This is a genomic window from Methylomonas sp. Uni0011, from assembly GCF_056850255.1.
Genome location: NZ_JBVVNO010000001.1, coordinates 492,230 through 514,659, shown reverse-complemented (window position 1 = coordinate 514,659; position 22,430 = coordinate 492,230). Strand labels below are relative to the sequence as shown.

Sequence of the window (22,430 nt, the reverse complement as noted above, 5' to 3'; positions counted from 1 at the left end):
TATGTACGTACTGTCCGCCATCGTTGTTCTGACTGCACTGGGACTGTTACTGGGGCTGGCGCTGGGGATTGCCGGAAAGTATTTGAAAGTAGAGGCCGATCCGCTGATCGAAAAAGTGGAGGCGTTGATGCCCGGTTCGCAATGCGGACAGTGCGGTTATCCGGGCTGCCGGCCGGCGGCTGAAGCGGTGGTATCGGGCGCGGCGCCGGTGACTTTGTGCCCGCCGGGCGGGACGTCGCTGGTGGAGCAACTGGCCAAGTTGCTGGGCGTGGAAGTCGATTTGAGCCAGACCCAGGACCAGGAGCCGATGGTGGCCCGGGTGAGCGAGGAAACCTGCACCGGCTGCACCCGCTGCTTCAAAGTCTGCCCGACCGATGCGATCGTCGGCGCGCCGAAACAAATCCATGCCGTGGTTGCCGATGCCTGTATCGGTTGCAAAAAATGCGTCGAAGTCTGCCCAACCGAATGTTTGCAAATGTATCCGATCGAAGTGACCCTGCGCAATTGGCGCTGGCCTAAACCGCTGGCGGCCTGACGGAGAAGCCTATGCTCGCATTGTTCGAAAATCCCCGTTTGCGCGGCGGTATTCACGCCGAAGAACACAAAACCGAGACCTCGGCGCTGCCGATTGCGACCGATTTTCCGTTGCCGAAGAAACTGTATATTCCGGTGCAGCAGCATGTGGGCAAGCCGGCCGAGCCGTTGGTCATGGTCGGTGAAAAAGTGTTGAAAGGCCAATTGCTGGCGTACAGCCAAGGCACGATTTCGGCGCCGGTACATGCGCCAACCTCCGGCACCATTGTCGATGTCAAAGACTTTCCGGCGCCGCACCCGTCGGCCTTGCCGATCCGCACCGTCGTGTTGGAAAGCGACGGCCTCGAACAATGGGCGGAGTTGAACGTCGCAGAAGACCCGTTTCAGCTCGATCCGGAAGAAATTTGCCTGAGGGTCGGTGCGGCCGGCGTGGTCGGTCTGGGCGGCGCGGTATTCCCGTCGGCGGTGAAACTGAGTCTGGGCCGGAAGAACAAAATCCATACCCTGCTGATCAACGCCGGCGAATGCGAACCCTATCTGACTTGCGACGACCGCTTGATGCAGGAGCGGGCGGCGGAAATAGTGGCCGGCATCCGGCTGATGTTGCGCGGGATGGATGCGCCCAAAGCCTTGGTCGGGATCGAAGACAACAAGCCGGAAGCCTTTGCGGCGATGCGCGAGGCCAGCCGCGACTTCGCCAATATCGTCGTCTCGCAAGTGCCTACCCGCTATCCGATGGGCTGGGATCGGCAAATGCTGCGCTATCTGACCGGCCAGGAAATACCTGCCGACGGCCGCGCCACCGACATCGGCGTCGTAGTGCATAACGTTGCCACCGCGTACGCGGTTTATAAAGCCGTTTGTTTGGGCCAGCCCTTGATTAGCCGGGTGGTGACGGTGTCCGGCGCGGCGGTCGCGCAGCCGCAGAATGTCGAAGTCCCGATCGGTACCCTGATGTCGGAAGTATTGGCCTATTGCGGTTTGGACAAAGCCAGAATGGCGCGGCTGGTCATGGGCGGGCCGATGATGGGCGACGCATTGCCGATCGCCGAGGTGCCGGTGGTCAAGGCCTGCAACGGAATTCTGGCATTGTCGCAAGCCGATATCGAAGAGCCGGAAGTGCAGCCTTGCATTCGGTGCTCGAGTTGCGTGACGGCCTGTCCGGTCGGTTTGTTGCCGTTGGAGATGGCCAGCCGGATCAAGGTTAACCAACTCGATGCGGCGGTGGATTTGGGGCTGAAGGATTGCATCAGTTGCGGTAGTTGTTCTTACGTCTGTCCCTCTAACATTCCGTTGGTGCACTACTTCAAGTTTGCGTCCGGCGAACTGGTCAAGCGCCAACAAGCCGAGCATAAAGCCGAGCAAACCAAGCGTTTGATCGAAGACCGCAACAACCGGATGGAACGCATTCGCTTGGAAGCCGAAGCCGAAGCCGAGCGCGCCGCCGAAGCCCGTGCCGCCAGATTGGCCGCCCAGCAGCAGGCGCAGCAAGCTAAAGCCGAAGGTACCGAAAAATCCGCGCCGGGCGTCGCCGCCGAGGAGACCGCATGAGCAGCAAACCGATCAGCGGGCCGCACGTTGCGGCGACCCGCCGCGTAGACCAGATCATGTGGCTGGTGATTAAGGCCATGGCGCCGGCAATCGCCTGCGGCATATTTCTGTTCGGTTGGCCGGCCCTTTACTTGCTGGCAACGACCGTAGCCGCGGCACTGTTATTCGAAGCGTTCAGTTTGAAACTGAAGGGCGTTGCCGCCATGCCGTTTTTGCGCGACGGTTCTGCCATCGTCACCGGTTTGCTGGTGGCCATGACCTTGCCGCCCTGGGCGCCGTGGTGGATAGGCGTGGTCGGTGCGGCCATCGCGATCGTGTTGGGTAAGCACGTCTACGGCGGCTTGGGCCAAAATCTGTTCAACCCGGCCATGCTGGCGCGGGTGGCCTTACTGATTTCTTTTCCGATCGAGATGACGACCTGGGCCAACGTGTCGCCGTTGTTCGCGGGTCCGGGGATGATCGATAGTTTGGGTATTACCTTCGGCGGTTTGCAAAATGCCGATGCCGTGACCGGCGCCACCACCTTGGGTTACGTCAAAACCGAATTCTCCCAAGGCCGGTTGTTGCCCGGCAGTTTGTTGGATTATTCCGGTTTTCTGGCTTTTTTAGGCTGGGAACGCGGCAGTCTGGGCGAAACCTCTTCGCTGCTACTTTTGGCGGGCGGCATCTGGCTGATGCGGCAGGGCGTAATCAAATGGCATATTCCGGTATCGCTGTTGCTGAGCATTTTTCTGTTGTCGAGTCTGTTTCATTTACTGGATAGCCAGCACTATCTGGGGCCCTGGGTGCATTTGAATTCCGGTGCGGTGATGTTAGTGGCGTTTTTTATCGCCACCGACTACGTGACCTCGCCGAATACGCCGTTGGGCCAAATTATTTTCGGTGCCGGTTGCGGCATGTTGATTTACGTGATCCGCACCTGGGGCGGCTATCCGGAAGGTACCGGCTTTGCAATCTTGTTGATGAACGCAGTGACGCCGTTGATCGACCATTACATCCGTCCGCGGATCTACGGCCGTTACCGTAACGGCAAACCGCTCGATATTTCCAACTCCTGAGGCCGGCCATGAGTTCCGAACCCGCAAAACCTCAAACCGGGCTCAAAGCCGGCGAATTTTTAGAATCGGCGCGGCAACGTTGGGCTTGGTTCAGGCAAAAACTGGCGGTTTGGCTGGAACCCGATAATTTGCAGCAATTAAGGCCGCAAGTTAAATTTCAGGCCGGCGTGTTGGCCGGGTTTGCGCTGTTGGCTGCGATTCTGTTGGGCGTTGCCGACCTGGCGACCCGCGGCGTGATTGAATTGCGCTTGCGCGAAGATTTGCAGGCCAATCTGGCCCAGGTAGTGCCGGCCGAATTGCACGATAACGATCTGCTGCAGGACAGCGTGATGCTGGATGCCCGCGACAACAATCTGGGAAGCGAGCAAATCGAGGTGTATTTAGCCAAGCAAGCCGGGATGGTCAATGCGGTATGTTTCAAATTCGTGGCGCCGGACGGCTATGCCGGGCCGATTACTCTGGTGATGGGCGTCGACCGCAACGGCGAAATTCTTGGCGTACGGGTCATTTCTCACGTCGAAACGCCGGGTCTGGGCGACAAGATCGAAGTCACCAAATCGAAATGGGTGTTAGGGTTCAACGGCAAATCGCTGGATAACCTGAGCGTCGAACAATGGGCCGTGAAGAAAGACGGCGGCGTGTTCGACCAATTCAGCGGCGCGACGATCACGCCGCGCAAAGTGGTGCAGGCCATCAAGCGCGGTTTGGACTTTTACAAGTCGCACCAGGCGGAATTGCTGGCTGCCGGTTAACGTCGGTTAGTAAGCTCACTGAGCAGCGACTGCGTTGGCGCCGCCGATAGCGCACGAATCGCAACCAAGTTTTTATAAGGGAGCATAGCTGTCATGAATCTGTCGATTCTATTCTCTGCACAATACCGAAAAATCGCCCGCGACGGCTTGTGGGACAACAATGTGGTTTTGACCCAAAATCTGGCGCTGTGTCCGCTATTGGCTGTGACCGGAACCGCAACCAACGGTTTGGGCATGGGCTTGGCAACGATGGTGGTGATGGTGGCTTCCAACGCCGCGGTTTCGGTCAGCCGGCATTTGATCCCGTCGGAAATTAGGATTCCGATTTTCGTGCTGCTGATTGCGGCGCTGGTGACGCTGGTCGATATTTTTCTGAATGCCTGGATGCACGAATTGCACAAAGTATTGGGCCTGTTCATCCCGTTGATCGTGACCAACTGCGTGATTCTCGGCCGCGCCGAAGCCTTCGCTTCCAAGCAGCCGGTGATGCCGTCGATGTGGGACGGTCTGATGATGGGTGTCGGCTTTACCGGGGCGATGGTGGTGTTGGGCGCGATGCGCGAGATTAGTTCGACCGGTACTTTATTTGCCAACGCTTCGGTTTTGCTTGGCGAAAGTTTTCGCTTTCTGGAGACCGTGTTGATACCGGAATACAAAGGTTTCTTACTAATGGCGTTGCCGCCGGGCGGCTTTATCATGCTCGGGTTCATGGTGGCCTTGAAGCGGTTGTTGGATCGCAGAATTGCGCTCAAGCCGGCCCCGCTAGTGGAGGCGGCGGTGGAGGTGGTTGACGAGGATGCGGTCGCGGTGGAATAACAGGAGGCGAAGATGAACGTAGGGGTATGTTACGCACAGGCCGATCGGCAAATTTGGTTGCGTCTGGAAGTGCCTGACGGCAGCACCATCGCTGATGCGATCCAGTTGTCCGGCGTGTTGAAGCAAATTCCGGAGATCGATCTGGAAACGCAAAAGGTCGGTATTTTCGGTAAACTAGCCAAGCTGGATGCTCCGGTCAAAGAGGGCGACCGGGTGGAAATCTACCGTAAAATCACCGCCGATCCCACTCAAGTTCAACGGCGACGAGTGGCATAAGCGATGTATGTCTGCATTTGCAAAGCGGTGACCGATAGCCAGCTCGATGCCGCAATCGCCAGAGGGTTGTGTTCGCGCAAGCAGCTGTTCCATTGTTTCGGCGTGGGCGGCGACTGCGGCAAATGCAACAAGGATATTGCCCGAATCTTGACCGATAAATCCGCCGGACCTTTGCAGCAGACGGCGAATCGTCGGCACTGACCAAACCACATTACCCAGGAGATTAGACATGCAAGGCGACAAGAAAGTTATCGAGTATCTGAACAAGGTATTGGAAAACGAATTAACCGCGATCAACCAGTATTTTTTGCATGCCCGGATGTTTAAAAACTGGGGTTTGCACAAGCTCAACGAAAAGGAATACCACGAGTCGATCGACGAAATGAAACACGCCGACAAGCTGATCGAGCGGGTGTTGTTTTTGGAAGGTTTGCCCAATCTGCAAAGCCTGGGCCGCTTGATGATAGGCGAAAATCCGCGGGAAATGCTGGAATGCGACCTTAAGTTGGAATTGCTGGCGTTGCCGTTGTTGAAAGAAGCAATCGCTTACTGCGAATCGGTCAACGACTATATCTCCCGCGAAGTATTGGAGCACATCCTGGAAAGCGAGGAAGAACACGTCGACTGGCTGGAAACCCAGTTGGATTTGATCGAAAAAATCGGCTTGCAAAACTATTTGCAGTCGCAAATGTAACCCCCTTCTGCAAACAGCGGTCGCGCCGAGAATACCTTTGGCGGCGCGACCGCCGTTTCTCGCGCGTGTTCCCAACTTCCTTTCTTTAATTCAATAGTCGCGCAGGCGGCGAAATATCAGCTCGCTTGTCGACAGGGCCGGCGAAGGTACTTCAGCGAATATTTTCCGCGCCTCGCCACCACTTTCCGCTTATGGGTTATGCTTACTCCGATTGCTGGGAGCGGCCTTGGGCTGGTTGATACGGTCGTATCCCGCCGTTGCCGTCTAGCGGCGTGAGGTTGCCTATTTTTCTATCAAAACTGCCGGAATGGAGCGTATGCCGCAAAATGCTTTTACCCTGGAATCCTTGCTGGAAACACACGACTTGCCGCTGGTTATCGTCGATGCCGGTTTGAATGTGGTAGCCGTCAATCGGGCTTGGGAATTGGGGTTTGGCGCTTCCCGGCAGAGTCGGGTAGGTAAACCGTGCTGTCCGGACAACAGCGATTGCCGGCACCGGAAAATGTTCAGAACCTTGGAATCGTATGCGGGGGTCTATCCCGATTACAGTAATCCAGAGGCGCCGTCCTCGTTAAATGTACGCGGTTTTCCGCTGTTGGATGCCGATGCCACGCTGTATCTGGGGGAAGTGCAGACACCATTGCACAAAGGCCCGTCTGTAGAATCTGAGACCTTGATGGTAGGTAAGTCGCCAGCCTTTACCGAGTTTAAAACCCGGTTATGCCAGGCTGCCGATACTCAAGCTGCGGTAATGCTGCTTGGCGAGACCGGAACCGGCAAAGAGTTGGCCGCCGAGTTTGTCCACCGGAACTCCAAGCAGGCGAATGGCGAATTCGTGATTGTCGATTGCACCATCCTGGGTGAAGACTTGTTCGAAAGCGAGTTGTTCGGCCATGAAAAAGGGGCGTTTACCGGCGCCACCGCGGCGAAGAAAGGCCTATTCGAATTGGCGGACAATGGCACTTTGTTTTTCGACGAGATCGGCGATTTGCCGTTGTCGCAACAACCCAAGTTGTTACGGGCCTTGGAAAGCGGTCAATTTCGTCGTGTGGGCGGTACCACGATGCAAAAAGCGAAAGTCAGAGTGGTTTGTGCGACCCATCGGAATTTGGCGGAAATGGTCAAAAACGGCCGGTTTCGCGAAGACTTATTCTACCGGTTGTCGGTGTTTCCGGTGGGAACGCCGCCGTTACGCCAGCGCAAGCAGGACCTGCCGATATTGATCGACCATTTCCTGGGGCAACTCGCGGTGGGAGATGGGCGTTACAGCCTGACGCAAGCGGCGTTGGTCAAGTTGATCCAATACGATTGGCCGGGGAATATCCGCGAGTTGCGCAATTGTCTACAACTGGCCGCCGGTTTGTGTAAGGAACACAAGATTCAAGACACTGACATTCACTTTATGCAGCGTCCGGCCGAGATCGCTGAAACCGGAAACGGCGTTGCCGAGCAGCGCGAGCCAACAGCCTTGACCGGCTTGGCGCAGTACGAGGCGGAATTTATCGGTAGTCTGATGAAAAAATATCAGGGCAACCGCAAGCTGATAGCGGCCGAAATGAATATCAGTGAAAGAACGCTTTACCGGAAATTGAACCGGCTGCACTTGAACTAGGCCACGGGACGCGATGATGGAATCCAATTTGATCAACTGGACGCTGGACAACATCGGTAACCAGCAACGTAACGGTTTCACGCCGCCGCGGGATATGCGGGAAATGATTTCCCAGATCAAAGCGTTGCCGCCGTTGCCGGGCAGCGCAATGCGCATATTGAATCTGATCGGCGATCCGCATGCCGATGTCGCCAAATTGGCTGAAATCATTGAGCTGGACCCGCTATTGACGGCGCAAATCATCCGTTGGGCCAGTTCTTCGTTGTACGGCTACCGCGGCAAAATCACGACCGTACACGACGCGATTAGCCGGGTTCTGGGATTTAATTTCGTACTGGATCTGGCGCTGGGCCTGGCGGTGCTGGCGCCGCTGAAATCGCCGAAGGAAGGGCAGATCGGGACCCGGATGTTCTGGACTCACGCTTTGGCCAGTACTCGTTTAATGTCGCAATTGGCGGCGGCTATGCCGGAGCCGATGCGGCCGAGTTCCCAAGAGCTGTTTCTGGCCGGCTTGATGCACAACATCGGCTTTCCGTTATTGGGCCATCGGTTTCCCGATGAATTCAACTATCTGAGCGGCCTGATCAACGCAAATCCGAATTTGGCGATATTTAACCTGGAAAATTTCGCGTTCGGTTTGAATCACACCGAAATCGGCGCTTGGTTAATGAATGTCTGGTCGATGCCGCGCACAATCACCGATATCGTTTATCACCACCACAATCCTTGTTATCGCGGTGAGCATCACGTGCTGAATTTGCTGACTTTTTACAGCGATTGTCTGTTGGGCAAGTTGGGTATAGGCGATGCCGCGAATCAGGCTTGTCCCGACGACGTGCCGACGCTGTTGGGCTTGGACGAGGCGGCCTGCGAACGCATTCTCGACGGCCAAAATGACGAGATCAGTTATATTCTGGCAACGGCCGAACAGTTGACGGACTGAGCACTGCCGCTACAGGCAAGCGGCGTTGAATCCCGGTTACGCTTGGTGTGATTACAATTCGACCCCGCCCCCGGATTCCGAGGGCGCCAGGATCGGGTCGCATTTGGGATTAGGTTGAAGAATGGCTGGTTTCGACCAGGATTTTCAGTTTCGAGCCGGGTTTTATGTCCGCTTTGTTGCGCGGCACATTGTTCCATTTGCGCAATTCGGTAACGTTGACATTAAATTTTTTCGAAATTTGGCCCAGCGTGTCGCCCGGTTTGACGGTGTAACTGATTTGTTTGATGGCTGGTGCCGTGGATGCGACGGTGATGCTGCCGCTGGTCTTTTTGATGGTCAGTTTTTGGCCGGGTTTTAACGCGGCTTTTTTCGATAGCTTATTCCAACTGACGATGTCATCCTGATCGATCGCGAAATGCTGAGCCAGGCGGGACAAAGTGTCGCCTTTCTTGACCGTATACACCTGTTTGCCGGCCGGCATCGGCGCCGAGGTTTGGGCTGCCGGTGCCGACGAGGCTAGGCTGGTAGCTTCGCCTTTTTGCGATTGGTTGGACGCCGGAATCAGCAAGATTTTGCCTTGCGCCACCGATTCGTCTTCCAGGTGGTTGACGCTGGCAATTTCTTCAACCGTGGTGTGGTGTTTGCTGGCGATACTTTTCAGCGTCTCTTTTTTACCCACCGTATGGTGTTCCCAGCGGATGCGTTCTTCGTGCGGCAGTTCCGCCAGTTTTTCCTTGAATTTATCGGCTTTGTCGATCGGAATCAGCAAGTGCTGGGCGCCGTTCGGATCGGTACTCCAGCGGTTGTAACCCGGGTTCAGTTTCAAAAAATCGTCCAGCGGGGTTTGAGCCAGTTCCGCGGCTTTACCCAGGTCGATCTGAGATTTGACGTCGACCAGTTCAAAGTAAGGCTGGTTGGCGAATTGGTGCAAGTTGACGTTGTATTTTTCCGGATTGGCAAAGATTTTGGCGATCGCCAACAGCCGGGGGACGTAAGCCGAGGTTTCGCTATTCAGATCCAGCGACCAGAAATCGGTGGGTTGGCCGCGTTCGACATTCCGGTCCACGGCATTCTTGATATTGCCCTTACCGGCATTGTAAGACGCCAGCGCCAGCAGCCAGTCGTTATTGAAGGTTTCGCTGAGCTCTTTTAAGAACGTGGTGGCTGCCTGGGTCGATTCGACCACGTCGCGGCGGCCGTCGTACCAGCTATTTTGTTTCAGGCCGTAAAGCTTGCCGGTCGGCGGAATAAACTGCCACAAGCCCGATGCTTGCGCCGGCGACATTGCATCCGGGCGGAAAGCGCTTTCCACAGCCGGTAACAAGGCCAGCTCGCCGGGGATGTTTTTGGCTTCGATTTCGTTCAATATGAAATAAAGATAAGGTTCCGCCCGCTGCTGGACTCGGGACAGATAGTCCGGATTACGCAGATACCAATTTACTTCGCGGTCTATCCGGGGGTGGTCGATTTCAGGCAATGCATACAGCGACAACATTCTGTCCCACAGCGTGTTATGTTCTTTGGCTGCTTCCTGTTTCTTAGACGAGCTGATAGCTTTGCCATTGCGGGTAAATACGGAAAACTTACTCGTGGAAGACTGGGTCAGATGATCTTTCTGAGCTTGTTGGCTACAACCTGTAACCAGCAAAATAGGTAGTAGATAAGACAGATGACGGGCTGATTTTTTAGAAATTGAGCGGGGCATTGTCTGAACTCGCTAAAATAAAAAAATTAGATCGTAGCATGGCTTTCTAAAATAGCCAAAAAACATAGCCTTATCGGTTGAATAGATGAAAAGACAATTCTTGTTTGCACTATACGAAACCCCAAGGGGGAAGCTGTTGCAAACCATGGAAGCCAGTTACCTGAAACGCTCGATTACCGTCAGTTGCAAACAAAACCAATTGCAAATCGGCGGACTGGGCTGGGAGAAAGAGTTCGTCGATTTTTCGCTTTACCGCAATTATCTGATTCTCGACGGCAAGGCGTTGGGCGATGCCGACGCGCTCAAAGTGGCCGCTAAGGCCTTTAGCTTGCCGATACAGACCGAGTCGATAGATTTGGTGATTTTGCCGCATATACTCGAGTTCGATGCGCGCCGGTTCCAGACTCTGCGCGAGGTCAACCGGGTGCTGAAGCCGGGTGGCGAATTGGTGGTATTGAATTTCAGTCCGTTTAGTCTGGCGGTTCGGTTTCAGTTTCTGTGGGACCGAAAAATGGCCGATTCCTGGCGCGCGCATTTCATCAGTAAATCGCGGATGTTGGATTGGTTAAAGTTGATGAATTTCGAGCTGTTGACTGCGGCCGAGTTCGGTCTGGATAGTTACACCATTTCCCACGGCAAGTTCCAAACCGGATTCGCTGCGTTGTTTGCGATGGCCTACGGCATTAGAGCGGTAAAGAGACAATATACCCTGATACCCCTGACCGTCGAAAAACGGCGTAAAACCAAATTAGCGACTGCTGCGGCGGGCTTGGAGTCGCGCTCACACGAGGATTCATAAACATGGCGGAAACGGTCAACATATACACTGACGGCGCGTGCAAGGGCAATCCGGGGCCCGGCGGCTGGGGGGTGTGCCTGGACTATAAGGCTCACCGCAAAGAGTTGTTCGGCGGAGAGGCAGAAACCACCAATAACCGGATGGAATTGATGGCGGCGATTCAAGCGCTGGAAACCTTGAACAAACCCTGTAGCGTCAGGCTGTATACCGATTCTAAGTACGTGTTGCAGGGTATTACCGAATGGATGCCCAACTGGAAAAAACGCGCTTGGAAAACGGCTGCCAATCAGCCGGTGAAAAACGTTGAATTGTGGCAGCGTCTGGATGCGGCGATCCAACGCCATCGGATCGATTGGGTCTGGGTCAAGGGCCATGCCGGCGTTCCCGGCAACGAACGCGCCGACCAGTTGGCAAACCTGGGTATTCCCCCGGTTGCCGGGTTACTCAATAATTAAACAGGTGATACATGATAGGTTCGGTAGCGGCGGCGTTAATCGCAGTATGGTTTTACAACACGGCCGCGCGCTCGGGCCGGCCGGCGATTTCCTGGGCGGTGTCCGGGGTAGTGGTCTATTTTTTGGCGGCGGTGCTTTGGACGTTGATCGTGACGCCGATGATTAAAGATACGGCAAGTCACACTCAAAATGGTTTGTTGGTATTCACCGTGCAGTACGCCTACATCGCTTTTGGCGTAGCGGTCGCGCTGGCTATCAACGCCTGGTTGAATAAGTCGGCTTGACCCGGCCGGTGCGATGGCGGGTTGGTCGGTTTACATCATCGAATGTTGTGACGGTAGTCTGTATACCGGCATCACTACCGATGTCGAACGGCGGTTTCGCCAGCATCTGACCGGCACTGGCGCCAAGTATTTCAGGTCCAAGCAGCCGCTTCGGATCGTTTACACGGAGTCGGAACACGACAGGGCGACCGCCAGCCGGCGGGAAGCCGAGATCAAGCGCATGGCGCGGGTCGAAAAGCTGGCAATGCTGCAATCGGCCCGCTAAGCGGACAAGTTTGTGGTGGGTTTGCAATTGCCCCGCGGCTACGTCCCTGTCAGCCGCAAGTTGGCCGGCTTGTTATCAAAAATTGACTTTAAAACCGGCTTGGACCAAACGCGGCGAGCCCGGCAGAATGCCGCGGGTCCTGTCGACGATGTAAGTCTCGTCGAGCAGGTTTTTCAGCGATACGAAGAAATCGGTGTTGATCGGTTTGGCGTGATAGGTGGTGGCGACGTTTAACACTACATAGTCGTCGATTTTGCCGGTTTGGCCGTTACCGTTGACCGGCGCCGTGCCGGTATTGGCAAAATCGCTGAATTGTTCGCCGACGTAAGCCGTTTCCAGATGCAGATCGAAGCCGCTGGGATGGGCATAACCGATGGTGGTGGTCAGGTTGTGTTCCGGCGAGTAGGGCAGGCGGTTGCCGACAAAGTTGCCGTTGGCCATCGCAATTGCCGTAGCGTTGTTGCAATCGGTGCCGGTGGCCAGACAGCGGAAAGCGGAAGTCATCTCGGCAGTACCGACCCAAGTGTAAGCGGCTTGCAGGTAAACGTTATGATCGCTGTCGAACAACGGGCCGAAGTCCTGGCGGGCCGACAGTTCGGCGCCCTGGTATAGAGCCTGTCCGGCGGCCAGCGGGGTGGAACCGCCGGCGATGCTGCCGACTGCGTTTTGCTGCAAGAAATCGGCGTGGAACAAGGTGGCATCCAATTTGGCGCCTTTATATGGTTTGGTCCTGACGCCCACCTCGTAATTCCAACTTTTCTCCGGCCCGACGTCCACGACGGTGCCGACATTGCTCAGCGTATCCTCCGCGCGCGGCGGGGCAAAGCCGCCGTGAAAACCGAAAAAGGTGGTGATCTTGTCGTTCGGGGTATGCGCGATACCGAACGCCGGCAAGATTTCGGTCAGCGTGGTATCGCCGGCAGCGTTGGTGAGTTTGTTCAGGCGGCGAAAATCGACGTGTTCGATACGAACGCCCGGCGTCAAACTCCAATCGCCGAGTATGAACCGGTTTTGGGCGAAGCCGGAGTAGGCATCGGTTTCGCGCTCGTTACGTTCGGCGAACGAGGTTATCGTGCCGGTCAAAAATTGTTTATTTTCCTGAATCCGCTGCTGTTCTTCGAAGTGGGCGCGGAAGCCGATGTCGAGTTCGTTGTCGACGCCCAGGGTTTTGTGGTTGACATGGAGACGCGGTTCGACGCCGTAGCTGTAGTAATCCCGCAACCGGCCCTGAATCGAGTTGCAAGCGTCGGGATTGACCGCGACGCCATTGAGTCTGGCGGTATTGAAGCCGCACTGGTTGTCGGTGGTCGTGCTGGCTTGGCGCCACCAGTCGCGATGGAAATGCGACCAATAGACATTGGTGGTCAACGTTGCGTTATTGTTGATGCTGTACTGGTGGGTGACTGAAGTACCCCAGCGGTCGGTCATCATCCGGTCGTTTTTAAACGGGTTGTAGCGAATCCCGAAGTTGCGCATTTCGGCGTCGGTGATGCCGGAATAGGTCAATTGCGAGTCTTCCTGGAAATAGTTGGAGCGAATGGTCAGGGCATTGCTCGCGTCGATATCGTAGACACCTTTAATGTTGAAATCGTTGATGTCGGAATGGGTATTGTCGCGGGCGCCGCGGCTTTCTTTGTGAGTGATATCGACCAGACCGCCGAAATCGCCGACCGTGCCGCCATAGTTGAAATGGCCGTCGTAAAAGTCGCGGGTACCGCCGGTAAAGCTTAGATAACCGCCGGGCTTGCTAGGCGGATTCGGCGTCAGATAGTTGATAGTGCCGGTGATGGTTTGCGGGCCGTACAAGATTTGCGACGGACCCTTCAACACTTCGATGCTGGCGAAACGTTCGATCGGCGGATGGTAATAACTGGCATTATCGCCGTAAGGAGCGTACGAGAGCGGGATGCCGTCTTCCAATAACAAGGTTTTGGTGGAGCGGGTGGGGTTCATGCCGCGGATACCGATGTTGGGCCGCATGCCGAAACCTTCCTCGTCGCGGGCATTGACGCCAGGGATTTTTCGCAACGCCTCGTTGACGTTAAACACATGGCTTTCGAACAACTCTTCCTGGGTCAGTACATTAATGGTGCCGGGGATTTTTTGCAGGGTTTCCGCGGAATCGACGATTTCCACCACCGGCATTTCCAGCTCAGAATCTTCGGCGGCGGGTGCTGCGAGCAAAATCGGAGAATGGCCGAGGAGTATGGCGATTTGACCGGGTATCAAGAGGTGTGAATATTTTTTCGGCATGGTGTTGATCCGCATCGGTAGTTTCTATAAGACAAGTAGGGTATTTACCAAAGTTAACGGAAGTATACGTTCCTTAATGCAAAAGGTAAATGATAATGCATATTATTTACCATTCACTTTGGTAGTGGTGGCGTGAGTGTCTTGCGCCGCATTGGATTGGATTTTTTGCTGTTTTATTTTTAGCCCTGTACCATGCCCGGTCATTTGTTAAGTTTGGGGAAAACGATGAATAAACATCTGCAACAAGTCAGGGCTTTTCACGACACTTTCGGCATCGTCCAACCGGAAGAAGGCGATGCCGGCCGTCTTTCGGATATGGATATTGTCCTACGCCAGGCTTTGTTGCTGGATTGCGCCAGCGACACCTTTAAAGCGATTGCCGCCGGCGATCTGGAAAAAATACTGGCCGGTTTGGTGGACTTGGCGTTCAACGCATTGGCGGCCATTGCGACCCGCGGCGACGATGTGGTGACAGTTGCGGCCAACTGGCGCCAGGACGGTTCGGTCTTGTCGGTGGTCAGGGTTTTATCCGATAAGGTCAACCAATGCGCATCGGGCGAAACCGTGCATTACTCGGGTTTGTATTCCATCTGCGTGCATCTGGCGCAGCGTTTCGTCAATGCCGATTTCGACCAGGCCTTCCAAATTTTGCAGCGCCATCTATTAAGTGGGCAGGGCGATTCGGTACGGATCGACTTGAGTCCGGCTTTGTTCGAATAAGCGGGCTACTATGCTTGGGCGACCCTACAAATTAGGTTTCGTCGGCATCGGCCTGATGGGCCGGCCGTTGGTGTTGCGCCTGCTGCAAGCTGGTGACCAAGTTTGGGTTTGGAATCGAAATCGGGAAAAGACCAAGCCGGTAGCTGAGGCCGGTGCCGTGGTTTGCGGTTCCGTTGCCGAACTGGTGCGTGCAGTCGATGTGACAATTTTGTGTTTGTCGGATACCGCCGCCGTAGAACAGGTTGTCGCAAGCCAAATATTGGACAACGGCGGTCCCGGTAAATTGCTGATCGACTTGTCCAGTATCGACCCGGAAGCCACCCGGCGGCTGGCCCGTGAATTGGAATCCGCGTGCGGCATGGCTTGGATCGATGCCCCCGTTTCCGGCGGCACCGCCGGCGCCGAGCAAGGAACTTTGGCCATCATGGCGGGAGGGGATGCGGCCGATATTGCCCTTGCGCGCGAGGTGCTGCGGCCTTTATACAGCCGCCTGACTCATATGGGGCCGGTCGGTAGCGGCCAGACCACCAAGATTTGCAATCAAATGATCGTCAGTTGCAATGTACTGGTGATTGCGGAAATGATGGCCCTGGCCAAAGCGGCAGGCGTTGACTCGGCCAAAATACCGGAAGCTTTGGCCGGCGGTTTTGCCGATTCCAAACCCTTGCAAATCGTGGGGCCGGAAATGGCGGCAGAGCGTTTCGAACCGGTGAAGTGGCGGGTTAAAACCTTGCTGAAGGATTTGAACATGGCGGTCGAACTGGCCACCAAGCAGGGCAGCGCGGTGCCGATGTCCGGGCTGGCGGCGCAACTGATGCAATTGCACGGCAGTCGCGGATTTCTGGAGCAGGACCCTTCGACCTTGGTCAAACAATATCTCAAACCTTAACCATGTTGCAGTTTTCGGCCAATCTCAGCCTGCTATTTAACGAATATCCGCTGGCGCAACGGTTCGCTGCCGCCAAGGCCAACGGTTTCGATGCGGTTGAAATTCAGTTCCCCTACAGCGTTCCGGCCGCGGAATTGCGGCAGCTATTGGATGACAACGGTTTGCGGCTGGTGTTGTTCAATGTCGATGCCGATACCTTGTTGCAAGGCGGCGAAGGTCTCGCCGCGGTGCCGGAAAAGCGGCAGGATTTTCAACGAGCAGTGGAACAGGCGCTAGGCTATGCCGAAGTGTTGCGGCCCGGAGCGATAAACGTGTTGCCCGGCCGCTGCCAGAACTCGGAACGGTTGGCCGAATACCGGGCAACCTTTCTGGAAAACCTGGATTACGCCGTTCGGGTGTTTGCTGAGCGAGATATCATCACCGTTTTCGAAGCGGTGAACAGTTTCGATATGCCGGGATTTATTGTCGATAGCAGCGCGCAGATGCTGAAAATACTGCACGACTTGAATCATCCGCAATTGCGCCTGCAATACGACATTTATCACATGAGCCGGATGGACGAGGATTGCGCCGATTTTCTGCGCCGCCACATTGGTCAGGTCGGCCATATCCAGTTTGCCGACTGTCCGGGACGCGGTGAACCGGGTAGCGGGGCAGTGGATTTTTCAGCCTTGTTCCAACTTATTCGCGATTCCGATTACGCAGGCTGGACCGGAGCCGAATACCGGCCAAGCGCAGTAACCGCCGATAGCCTTACTTGGCTGAAAAGCTGCTCGGCAGGCAATATTCGCGCGGTATAATCCAAATAACGTCCAATTGTTAGACCAGAAATATGTCCAAGCATAACTTCACGATTCACCATGCCAGTCTGATTGTTTCCGATACCGAGCAGTCGCTGCGTTTTTATCGGGATGTACTCGGCATGCAGCTTATCGAACGTCCGCCGTTGCCGTTTCCAGGCGCTTGGCTGGCAATCGGCGACCAGCAAATCCATTTGTTGGAACTGGAAAACCCGGATCCGACTACCGGTCGGCCGGCCCACGGTGGTCGCGACCGCCACGTGGCGATGCATATCGATTCGGTGGACGCGTTGCGGAGCGATTTGGAGGCGTCCGGTGTGGCTTATACGCTAAGTATTTCCGGACGTCGGGCTTTGTTTTGCCGGGATCGCGACGGTAATGCGCTGGAGTTCATCGAGCGGGCTTGAGTGTATGCGATTAGGGCGCATCATGTACCTGGGGTTGACGGTTGGCAGTCTGGCGATGTTGTTGTTTGTAACCGGTTTTTTCTGTTTTCGGCTTGGCTTGGTTTTACTGGCCGGTTTTTTTTACGCTGTAGCGAGTAAGTTTCTATTACTTGCGATGGTTGGGTTGGGAGTGCTTGGTCTGATTGCTTTGGCAAAAGCACTGTATCGGGAGTTGCGCAGCTATTTTCGGCGCGATGCCGCGGAAATTCGCTGTTGGTGGGCGTTGCGCAACCAACTCCGTGACGCCGGCTTGCGCGCCGCTGCGGAGGCGCGGCAACTGCGTTATCGGATGCAACTTGAGCGTGGGCGTATCTCTGCCGCAAACAACCGTAAACATTTGCGGCAATTACGGCAGGCTATCGCAGCTGAGCTGGCGGCGGTCCGCAAGCGGGTGCCCGCTGCGACTTATAAGGCACTGCGCAAATCGCTAAGGCAACATTACAAGCAGGCGGATGCGGCCGCGATGCTGGCATTGCGCAAACAATTGCCATGTCCGTGATGCGGCGCTGGTTGGCGGAAGCCTTGACGTTTTGGCGGCGTAGTAGCGACGACAATCTGCATTGGCGCTTGTCCCGGCAGGACGACCTGGTGCAACTGCGCCGCGAACAAGCTTTGGCCGAGCAGGAATTGGTGGCGGAATTAAAAAAACGCAGCCAGCAACTCGCGCACGAATTGGCTTTGAACAAGGCACGCAACCAGAATGAACTGGCGATGCTGAAAACCCGTTGTCGGCAAGACTTGCAGGATTACCAGCAATATTTGCAGTCGCTGGATAAATTGAAAGACTCGCTATGCCGTAGCTACGGTCACTTGCCGGAAGCGGTCGCATTCACGATCCATCACCACGCCAAACAGTTGCTGAACCGGATGTGGGAGACTGACGAACCGCAGCAGAAATTGCAGATTGAAATGCAACTGTTGCAGTTCATGACGGCTGTTCACGAAGACAGTCGGGCGTCGTTACAGTCGGATACCGCCGAAGGCCTGCCGCAGCGGGCGTTGGCCTGTATCGATGCCGATTTCGAAAATCAGATCGGCTGAAAATATTCTTCGATATCTTTAATCAGCTTTTTATTCAGCGCGAACATCACTACGTGGTCGCCTTCGGCGAACACGGTATCGTGATGGACCGGAATCACTTCCTTTTCCCGAATCAAAGCGCCGAGAATCACGCCGTCGGGTAAGTTGACTTGGTCGACGCGCAAGCCGACTACCGATGAAGAGTTCTTGCTGCGGTGGGCGATGGCCTCTATGGCTTCGGCGCTGCCGCCGCATACCGAGCTCACGCCGACCACGTCGCCTTTGCGGACGTGCTTTAAAATCCCGCCCAGCGTCTCTAGTTTGGGTTGAATCGCCAAATCGATATCGCTGCCGTCCAGCAGTTTCAAGTAAGAGTTATTGTTGACCAGGCAGATCGATTTTTTCGCGCCCAGTTTTTTGGCCAAGCCGGCGGCGATCAGGTTGATGCCGTCGTTATTGGTAATCGCGCAGAACAGGTCGATGTTCTCGATCATTTCTTCCTGCAGTAGGGATTCGTCGGTGCAATCGCCGTGCAAAATCAGGGTGCGGCGCAGGTCGTTGGCGATTTCCCGGGCGCGGTTGATATCCTTTTCGATGATTTTGACCTGGTAATTGTGCTGCAAGGCGATGCCCAGACGCTTGCCGACATGGCCGCCGCCAGCCAGCATGATCGTTTTGATCGGCGATTCCAGCTTGTGCAGGTCGATCAGGGTCTTCAGGACTTTCTCGCGCGGGCAGACGAAAAACACTTCGTCGCCGCTGGCGATGACCGCTTCGCCGTTAACCGCGATTGCCTTGCCGTCGCGGAAGATCGCCGCAACCCGGATCATGCTGTCGGCCAGTTTTTCTTTGACGGCGTGGATGCGTTTGCCGGTCAGGAAACCGGTCGGCACTACCCGGATCGAAAACAAACGGACTAAACCGTCGGCGAATTCGGAAACGTGCAGTGCGCCGGGGTATTTGATCAGATTGTGGATGGATTCGGTGACGACCTGTTCCGGGCTGATGACAATATCGATGCCGCCGGGTTGGAATAATTGCGGATGGTTCAGGAAGTCGATCGCTCGCACCCTGGCGATGGTTTTGGGTTTGCTGTACAGCGTGTTGATCACCTGGCAGGCCAGCATATTGGTTTCGTCGCGGTCGGTGACGGCGATCACCATGTCGGCGTCGCGAATGCCGGCTTGTTCCAAAATACTCGGATGGGCAGCGTTGCCTTCGATGGTGGCGATATCCAGGCGTCCCTTCAGTTCGGTTAGCAGGCTCGGGTTTTTGTCGATAACCACGATATCGTTTTCTTCGCTGGCCAGGGCGCCGGCAACCGATGAGCCGGTCACGCCGGCACCTAATATAACTATTTTCATGACACGTAACGCCGGGGATAAGGGCTTGGCGGACAGATTCCGCTAGATGCTAAGCCAGCTGGGTTAAAGGCCGCGGATTATACGCCTATCGCCCGGCATGTCCATGCTAAAACCCGAGCTTGGCGGCGCCGAATTGCCTGCGGATACCGGCGCTGGCGGTGCTGGTATAAAACGCGGCGGGGATTAGAGTTTGCCAACGATTTCGACCTGCGCGCACAACCGGGCTAAACCGGCCTCGTTCGCTATGTAAGCCGTCGGCCGGCTCAGTGCGTTAGGCTTGTTTTCTGGTCATTGCCGCCTCATAACGTTTATAATCGCAAACTTTGGTTCACTCTCACACTGGAAGTATCATGCTGGGTAAGCTGGTTAAAATGGTAGTTGGCAGCCGCAACGACAGGCTGGTCAAGAAGAAACGCAAGCTGGTCAAGAAAGTCAATGCGCTGGCCGCCGAGTACGAAACATTATCCGACGCCGCTTTGCAGGCTAAAACGCAAGAGTTCCGCGATCGCTTGACCCAGGGTGAAAAACTCGACGATTTGTTGCCGGAGGCGTTTGCCGCGGTCCGCGAAGCTTCCACCCGCGTTTTCGGCATGCGCCATTTCGACGTGCAGTTGATCGGCGGTATGGTGTTGCACAGCGGCAAGATTGCCGAGATGAAAACCGGCGAGGGTAAAACCTTGATGGCAACCTTGGCCGCATACTTGAACGCCTTGCCCGGCAAAGGCGTACACGTCGTTACCGTCAACGATTATCTGGCCCGGCGCGACGCGGAGTGGATGGGGCGGCTCTACGGATTTCTGGGATTGACCACCGGCGTCATTGTCAGCGATTTGAACCACGAACAACGTAAAACTGCCTATGCGGCAGATATCACCTACGGCACCAACAACGAATTCGGTTTCGACTACCTGCGCGACAATATGGCGTTTAGCCTGGAACAGAAAGTCCAGCGCGAGTTGCATTTTGCCATCGTCGACGAGGTGGACTCGATCCTGATCGACGAGGCCAGAACGCCGTTGATTATTTCCGGTCAAGCCGAGGGTAGTACCGACATCTATTCGATTACCAACCGCATCATTCCGCATCTGACCAAGCAGGAAAAAGCCGAGGATCCGGAGCAGCAAGACAAGATGCCGGGGGATTACGCGGTCGATGAAAAACAGCGGCAAATTCACTTGACCGAAGCCGGTTACGAGAAAGTCGAACGTTTGCTGACCGAGCAAGACTTGATTCCGGAAGGCTCCACTTTGTACGACCCGGTCAACATTCGCTTGATGCATTACTTGAACGCCTCTTTGCGGGCGCATGTCTTGTTCCAGCGCGACGTCGATTACGTGGTCAAAGACGGCCAAGTCATTATCGTCGACGAGTTTACCGGCAGGATGATGCTGGGTCGGCGTTGGTCCGAGGGTTTGCACCAAGCGATGGAAGCCAAAGAAGGAGTGCCGATTCAAAACGAGAACCAGACTCTGGCTTCGATTACCTTCCAGAATTATTTCCGCCTGTATCATAAGTTGTCCGGTATGACCGGTACCGCCGACACCGAAGCTTTCGAGCTGAATAAAATCTACGGTCTGGAAGTCGTGGTGATTCCGACCCACCGGCCGATGATTCGCAAGGACATGGGCGATTTGGTCTATCTGTCGGCCCGCGAGAAATACAAAGCCGTGATCGAAGACATCAAGGACTGCGCCAAGCGCGGCCAACCGGTCTTGGTCGGCACCACCTCGATCGAAAATTCCGAACGGATTTCGGCGATGCTGCGCGAGCAGGGCATCAAGCATGAAGTCTTGAACGCGAAACAACACGAGCGGGAAGCGCACATTATCGAAATGGCCGGTTTGCCCGGCGCCGTCACGATTGCCACTAACATGGCCGGTCGCGGCACCGACATCGTTTTGGGCGGTAACTTGAATGCCGAACTCGATGCGCTGGGGCCTGACGCCAGCGAAGCCGACAAAGAGCGGGTTCGCGGTGCTTGGCTGGATCGGCACGAGCAAGTGTTGGCCAGCGGTGGTCTGCACGTGATCGGCTCCGAGCGTCACGAATCGCGGCGGATCGACAACCAATTGCGCGGCCGCTCCGGCCGGCAGGGCGATCCTGGTTCGACCCGGTTTTATTTGTCGCTGGAAGACGATTTGATGCGGATTTTCGCGTCGGAACGGGTGGCGTCGCTGATGCAGAAGCTGGGCATGGAAGAGGGCGAAGCGATCGAACATCCTTGGGTGACGCGGTCTATCGAAAGCGCGCAACGCAAAGTCGAGAACCGTAACTTCGATATCCGCAAGGAAATTCTCGCTTACGACGACGTCGCCAACGACCAGCGTAAGGTGATTTACGCGCAGCGTAATGAATTGATGGCAGCTGAGGATATCAGCGACATTATTGCTGCGATTCGCGCCGACGTGTTGAACGACGCGATTACCCAGTTCATTCCGCCGAAGACGATGGAAGAGCAATGGGACGTGCGTGGTCTGGAAGCCCATTTACAGCAAGAGTTTCATTTGAGCTTGCCGCTGGGCGATTGGTTGGACAGCGACCGCAGTTTGAACGAGCAGAAATTGCGCGAGCTGATTGTGGAAAAGGCCGCGGAAGAAGGCCTGCGCCGCGAGCAGACTGTTGGGACGCAAGTCATGCGCCATTTCGAAAAATCGGTCATGCTGCAAGTGCTGGACAACGCCTGGAAAGAACACTTGGCCGCAATGGATCAATTGCGTCAAGGTATCCATTTCCGCGGTTACGCGCAAAAGGACCCGAAGCAGGAATACAAGCGCGAATCCTTCCAAATGTTCAACAGCTTGCTGGACCACATCAAGCACGAAGTCGTGATGATTTTGGCCCGAGTGCAGATCGCGCGGGAAGAAGACGTGCAGGCCATCGACGAGCAGCGTCAGGCGCCGCAGGAAATGCATTTCGAGCACGCCGAAGCCCAATCCGTATTTGAAGAGACTGCACCGGCTCCAGCCGCGCAGGAACCGGAGTCAGAGTCCGGTTTGGCGGAACAGCCTTTCGTGCGTCACGGCGCCAAGGTCGGCCGTAACGATCCGTGTCCCTGCGGATCGGGTAAAAAGTACAAGCAGTGCCATGGTAAGCTAGAGTGATCGGGATTGCGGTGCCGCTAGCAAGCGCGGCACCGCACCGACTCGGTGCTCGGAGTTTAGAGCTCGGCTCGCCGCCCGCAATTGCGGCTCGAG

24 protein-coding genes are annotated in these 22,430 nt (G+C 55.6%); 21 read left to right on the top strand and 3 right to left on the bottom strand.

The annotated features are described in order from the left end of the window. Position 1: 1 nt before the first annotated feature. The 10 genes from rsxB to AC0IM9_RS02310 all read left to right on the top strand — a co-directional run bounded on the left by rsxB (position 2) and on the right by AC0IM9_RS02310 (position 8,236). Positions 2 to 535, top strand: coding sequence for an electron transport complex subunit RsxB (gene rsxB, locus AC0IM9_RS02355; RefSeq protein WP_140912218.1), 534 nt, complete (start codon positions 2 to 4; stop codon positions 533 to 535). 11 nt (positions 536 to 546) lie between these two features. Beyond that, positions 547 to 2,085, top strand: coding sequence for an electron transport complex subunit RsxC (rsxC, locus tag AC0IM9_RS02350; protein WP_482802901.1), 1,539 nt, complete (start codon positions 547 to 549; stop codon positions 2,083 to 2,085). Beyond that, positions 2,082 to 3,143 carry an RnfABCDGE type electron transport complex subunit D gene (locus AC0IM9_RS02345; protein WP_482802900.1) on the top strand — a complete coding sequence of 354 codons (1,062 nt, stop codon included), beginning with the start codon at positions 2,082 to 2,084 and terminating at the stop codon, positions 3,141 to 3,143. Before rsxC ends, AC0IM9_RS02345 begins: the two co-directional genes overlap by 4 nt. 8 nt (positions 3,144 to 3,151) lie before the next feature. Further along, positions 3,152 to 3,895: an electron transport complex subunit RsxG gene (gene rsxG / locus AC0IM9_RS02340; protein WP_482802899.1), complete on the top strand. Its 744-nt coding sequence runs from the start codon at positions 3,152 to 3,154 to the stop codon at positions 3,893 to 3,895. A 93-nt stretch (positions 3,896 to 3,988) separates the two neighbouring features. Continuing rightward, complete coding sequence (locus tag AC0IM9_RS02335; protein WP_278212368.1) at positions 3,989 to 4,711, top strand: electron transport complex subunit E; 723 nt, start codon at positions 3,989 to 3,991, stop codon at positions 4,709 to 4,711. A gap of 12 nt (positions 4,712 to 4,723) precedes the next feature. Continuing rightward, positions 4,724 to 4,987 carry an RnfH family protein gene (locus tag AC0IM9_RS02330; protein WP_140912213.1) on the top strand — a complete coding sequence of 88 codons (264 nt, stop codon included), beginning with the start codon at positions 4,724 to 4,726 and terminating at the stop codon, positions 4,985 to 4,987. A gap of 3 nt (positions 4,988 to 4,990) precedes the next feature. After that, positions 4,991 to 5,188: a (2Fe-2S)-binding protein gene (locus AC0IM9_RS02325; RefSeq protein WP_140912212.1), complete on the top strand. Its 198-nt coding sequence runs from the start codon at positions 4,991 to 4,993 to the stop codon at positions 5,186 to 5,188. 28 nt (positions 5,189 to 5,216) lie between these two features. Beyond that, complete coding sequence (bfr, locus tag AC0IM9_RS02320) at positions 5,217 to 5,681, top strand: bacterioferritin (RefSeq protein WP_140912211.1); 465 nt, start codon at positions 5,217 to 5,219, stop codon at positions 5,679 to 5,681. A 316-nt stretch (positions 5,682 to 5,997) separates the two neighbouring features. Beyond that, the gene (locus AC0IM9_RS02315; RefSeq protein WP_278212366.1) at positions 5,998 to 7,293 is read left to right on the top strand and encodes a sigma-54 interaction domain-containing protein; all 1,296 of its coding nucleotides are present in this window, start codon (positions 5,998 to 6,000) and stop codon (positions 7,291 to 7,293) included. Positions 7,294 to 7,306: 13 nt separating this feature from the next. Then, entirely contained in the window at positions 7,307 to 8,236 is a 930-nt protein-coding gene (locus AC0IM9_RS02310) for an HDOD domain-containing protein (RefSeq protein ID WP_482802898.1), read from the top strand. Positions 8,237 to 8,345: 109 nt separating this feature from the next. Here the strand turns inward: AC0IM9_RS02310 and AC0IM9_RS02305 are convergent, their stop codons facing one another. Beyond that, positions 8,346 to 9,941: a LysM peptidoglycan-binding domain-containing protein gene (locus tag AC0IM9_RS02305; RefSeq protein ID WP_482802897.1), complete on the bottom strand. Its 1,596-nt coding sequence runs from the start codon at positions 9,939 to 9,941 to the stop codon at positions 8,346 to 8,348. An 85-nt stretch (positions 9,942 to 10,026) separates the two neighbouring features. Here AC0IM9_RS02305 and AC0IM9_RS02300 point away from each other — a divergent pair, with 85 nt between their 5' ends. The 4 genes from AC0IM9_RS02300 to AC0IM9_RS02285 are packed head-to-tail and all read left to right on the top strand — an operon-like array spanning position 10,027 to position 11,744. After that, positions 10,027 to 10,740 carry a class I SAM-dependent methyltransferase gene (locus AC0IM9_RS02300; RefSeq protein WP_140912207.1) on the top strand — a complete coding sequence of 238 codons (714 nt, stop codon included), beginning with the start codon at positions 10,027 to 10,029 and terminating at the stop codon, positions 10,738 to 10,740. A gap of 2 nt (positions 10,741 to 10,742) precedes the next feature. Further along, complete coding sequence (rnhA, locus tag AC0IM9_RS02295) at positions 10,743 to 11,195, top strand: ribonuclease HI (protein ID WP_482802896.1); 453 nt, start codon at positions 10,743 to 10,745, stop codon at positions 11,193 to 11,195. Between the two features lie 11 nt (positions 11,196 to 11,206). Next, on the top strand, positions 11,207 to 11,479 hold the full coding sequence (locus AC0IM9_RS02290; RefSeq protein WP_140912205.1) for a hypothetical protein: 273 nt from the start codon (positions 11,207 to 11,209) through the stop codon (positions 11,477 to 11,479). 13 nt (positions 11,480 to 11,492) lie between these two features. Next, the gene (locus tag AC0IM9_RS02285; RefSeq protein WP_482802895.1) at positions 11,493 to 11,744 is read left to right on the top strand and encodes a GIY-YIG nuclease family protein; all 252 of its coding nucleotides are present in this window, start codon (positions 11,493 to 11,495) and stop codon (positions 11,742 to 11,744) included. A 75-nt stretch (positions 11,745 to 11,819) separates the two neighbouring features. Here the strand turns inward: AC0IM9_RS02285 and AC0IM9_RS02280 are convergent, their stop codons facing one another. Then, positions 11,820 to 13,997 (bottom strand): TonB-dependent receptor family protein, encoded by a 2,178-nt coding sequence (locus tag AC0IM9_RS02280; protein ID WP_482802894.1) that lies wholly within the window; start codon positions 13,995 to 13,997, stop codon positions 11,820 to 11,822. A 225-nt stretch (positions 13,998 to 14,222) separates the two neighbouring features. Here AC0IM9_RS02280 and AC0IM9_RS02275 point away from each other — a divergent pair, with 225 nt between their 5' ends. From AC0IM9_RS02275 to AC0IM9_RS02250, 6 genes are read left to right on the top strand one after another with little or no spacing between them, the layout of a single operon-like run. After that, positions 14,223 to 14,717: a nucleoside triphosphate pyrophosphohydrolase family protein gene (locus AC0IM9_RS02275; RefSeq protein ID WP_140912198.1), complete on the top strand. Its 495-nt coding sequence runs from the start codon at positions 14,223 to 14,225 to the stop codon at positions 14,715 to 14,717. Between the two features lie 10 nt (positions 14,718 to 14,727). After that, a complete protein-coding gene (locus tag AC0IM9_RS02270; RefSeq protein WP_482802893.1) occupies positions 14,728 to 15,606 on the top strand; it encodes an NAD(P)-dependent oxidoreductase in 879 nt (292 codons plus the stop codon). A 2-nt stretch (positions 15,607 to 15,608) separates the two neighbouring features. Next, positions 15,609 to 16,406 (top strand): hydroxypyruvate isomerase family protein, encoded by a 798-nt coding sequence (locus AC0IM9_RS02265; protein WP_482802892.1) that lies wholly within the window; start codon positions 15,609 to 15,611, stop codon positions 16,404 to 16,406. A 32-nt stretch (positions 16,407 to 16,438) separates the two neighbouring features. Further along, the gene (locus AC0IM9_RS02260; protein ID WP_140912195.1) at positions 16,439 to 16,813 is read left to right on the top strand and encodes a VOC family protein; all 375 of its coding nucleotides are present in this window, start codon (positions 16,439 to 16,441) and stop codon (positions 16,811 to 16,813) included. A 4-nt stretch (positions 16,814 to 16,817) separates the two neighbouring features. Further along, complete coding sequence (locus AC0IM9_RS02255; RefSeq protein ID WP_482802891.1) at positions 16,818 to 17,351, top strand: hypothetical protein; 534 nt, start codon at positions 16,818 to 16,820, stop codon at positions 17,349 to 17,351. Further along, positions 17,342 to 17,893 (top strand): hypothetical protein, encoded by a 552-nt coding sequence (locus tag AC0IM9_RS02250; protein ID WP_278212355.1) that lies wholly within the window; start codon positions 17,342 to 17,344, stop codon positions 17,891 to 17,893. The genes AC0IM9_RS02255 and AC0IM9_RS02250 overlap by 10 nt, the downstream gene beginning before the upstream one ends. Here the strand turns inward: AC0IM9_RS02250 and trkA are convergent. Then, complete coding sequence (gene trkA, locus AC0IM9_RS02245; RefSeq protein ID WP_140912192.1) at positions 17,881 to 19,236, bottom strand: Trk system potassium transporter TrkA; 1,356 nt, start codon at positions 19,234 to 19,236, stop codon at positions 17,881 to 17,883. The genes AC0IM9_RS02250 and trkA overlap by 13 nt on opposite strands. Before the next feature lie 350 nt (positions 19,237 to 19,586). Between trkA and secA the strand changes: the two genes are divergently transcribed. Continuing rightward, positions 19,587 to 22,337, top strand: coding sequence for a preprotein translocase subunit SecA (gene secA, locus AC0IM9_RS02240; protein WP_482802890.1), 2,751 nt, complete (start codon positions 19,587 to 19,589; stop codon positions 22,335 to 22,337). Positions 22,338 to 22,430 lie beyond the last annotated feature (93 nt).

Excerpts from the sequence above, each read along its gene's own strand:
- rsxB (WP_140912218.1), top strand. The coding sequence starts at position 2 with ATGTACGTACTGTCCGCCATCGTTGTTCTGACTGCACTGGGACTGTTA.
- rsxC (WP_482802901.1), top strand. The coding sequence starts at position 547 with ATGCTCGCATTGTTCGAAAATCCCCGTTTGCGCGGCGGTATTCACGCC.
- AC0IM9_RS02345 (WP_482802900.1), top strand. The coding sequence starts at position 2,082 with ATGAGCAGCAAACCGATCAGCGGGCCGCACGTTGCGGCGACCCGCCGC.
- rsxG (WP_482802899.1), top strand. The coding sequence starts at position 3,152 with ATGAGTTCCGAACCCGCAAAACCTCAAACCGGGCTCAAAGCCGGCGAA.
- AC0IM9_RS02335 (WP_278212368.1), top strand. The coding sequence starts at position 3,989 with ATGAATCTGTCGATTCTATTCTCTGCACAATACCGAAAAATCGCCCGC.
- AC0IM9_RS02330 (WP_140912213.1), top strand. The coding sequence starts at position 4,724 with ATGAACGTAGGGGTATGTTACGCACAGGCCGATCGGCAAATTTGGTTG.
- AC0IM9_RS02325 (WP_140912212.1), top strand. The coding sequence starts at position 4,991 with ATGTATGTCTGCATTTGCAAAGCGGTGACCGATAGCCAGCTCGATGCC.
- bfr (WP_140912211.1), top strand. The coding sequence starts at position 5,217 with ATGCAAGGCGACAAGAAAGTTATCGAGTATCTGAACAAGGTATTGGAA.
- AC0IM9_RS02315 (WP_278212366.1), top strand. The coding sequence starts at position 5,998 with ATGCCGCAAAATGCTTTTACCCTGGAATCCTTGCTGGAAACACACGAC.
- AC0IM9_RS02310 (WP_482802898.1), top strand. The coding sequence starts at position 7,307 with ATGATGGAATCCAATTTGATCAACTGGACGCTGGACAACATCGGTAAC.
- AC0IM9_RS02305 (WP_482802897.1), bottom strand. The coding sequence starts at position 9,941 with ATGCCCCGCTCAATTTCTAAAAAATCAGCCCGTCATCTGTCTTATCTA.
- AC0IM9_RS02300 (WP_140912207.1), top strand. The coding sequence starts at position 10,027 with ATGAAAAGACAATTCTTGTTTGCACTATACGAAACCCCAAGGGGGAAG.
- rnhA (WP_482802896.1), top strand. The coding sequence starts at position 10,743 with ATGGCGGAAACGGTCAACATATACACTGACGGCGCGTGCAAGGGCAAT.
- AC0IM9_RS02290 (WP_140912205.1), top strand. The coding sequence starts at position 11,207 with ATGATAGGTTCGGTAGCGGCGGCGTTAATCGCAGTATGGTTTTACAAC.
- AC0IM9_RS02285 (WP_482802895.1), top strand. The coding sequence starts at position 11,493 with ATGGCGGGTTGGTCGGTTTACATCATCGAATGTTGTGACGGTAGTCTG.
- AC0IM9_RS02280 (WP_482802894.1), bottom strand. The coding sequence starts at position 13,997 with ATGCCGAAAAAATATTCACACCTCTTGATACCCGGTCAAATCGCCATA.
- AC0IM9_RS02275 (WP_140912198.1), top strand. The coding sequence starts at position 14,223 with ATGAATAAACATCTGCAACAAGTCAGGGCTTTTCACGACACTTTCGGC.
- AC0IM9_RS02270 (WP_482802893.1), top strand. The coding sequence starts at position 14,728 with ATGCTTGGGCGACCCTACAAATTAGGTTTCGTCGGCATCGGCCTGATG.
- AC0IM9_RS02265 (WP_482802892.1), top strand. The coding sequence starts at position 15,609 with ATGTTGCAGTTTTCGGCCAATCTCAGCCTGCTATTTAACGAATATCCG.
- AC0IM9_RS02260 (WP_140912195.1), top strand. The coding sequence starts at position 16,439 with ATGTCCAAGCATAACTTCACGATTCACCATGCCAGTCTGATTGTTTCC.
- AC0IM9_RS02255 (WP_482802891.1), top strand. The coding sequence starts at position 16,818 with ATGCGATTAGGGCGCATCATGTACCTGGGGTTGACGGTTGGCAGTCTG.
- AC0IM9_RS02250 (WP_278212355.1), top strand. The coding sequence starts at position 17,342 with ATGTCCGTGATGCGGCGCTGGTTGGCGGAAGCCTTGACGTTTTGGCGG.
- trkA (WP_140912192.1), bottom strand. The coding sequence starts at position 19,236 with ATGAAAATAGTTATATTAGGTGCCGGCGTGACCGGCTCATCGGTTGCC.
- secA (WP_482802890.1), top strand. The coding sequence starts at position 19,587 with ATGCTGGGTAAGCTGGTTAAAATGGTAGTTGGCAGCCGCAACGACAGG.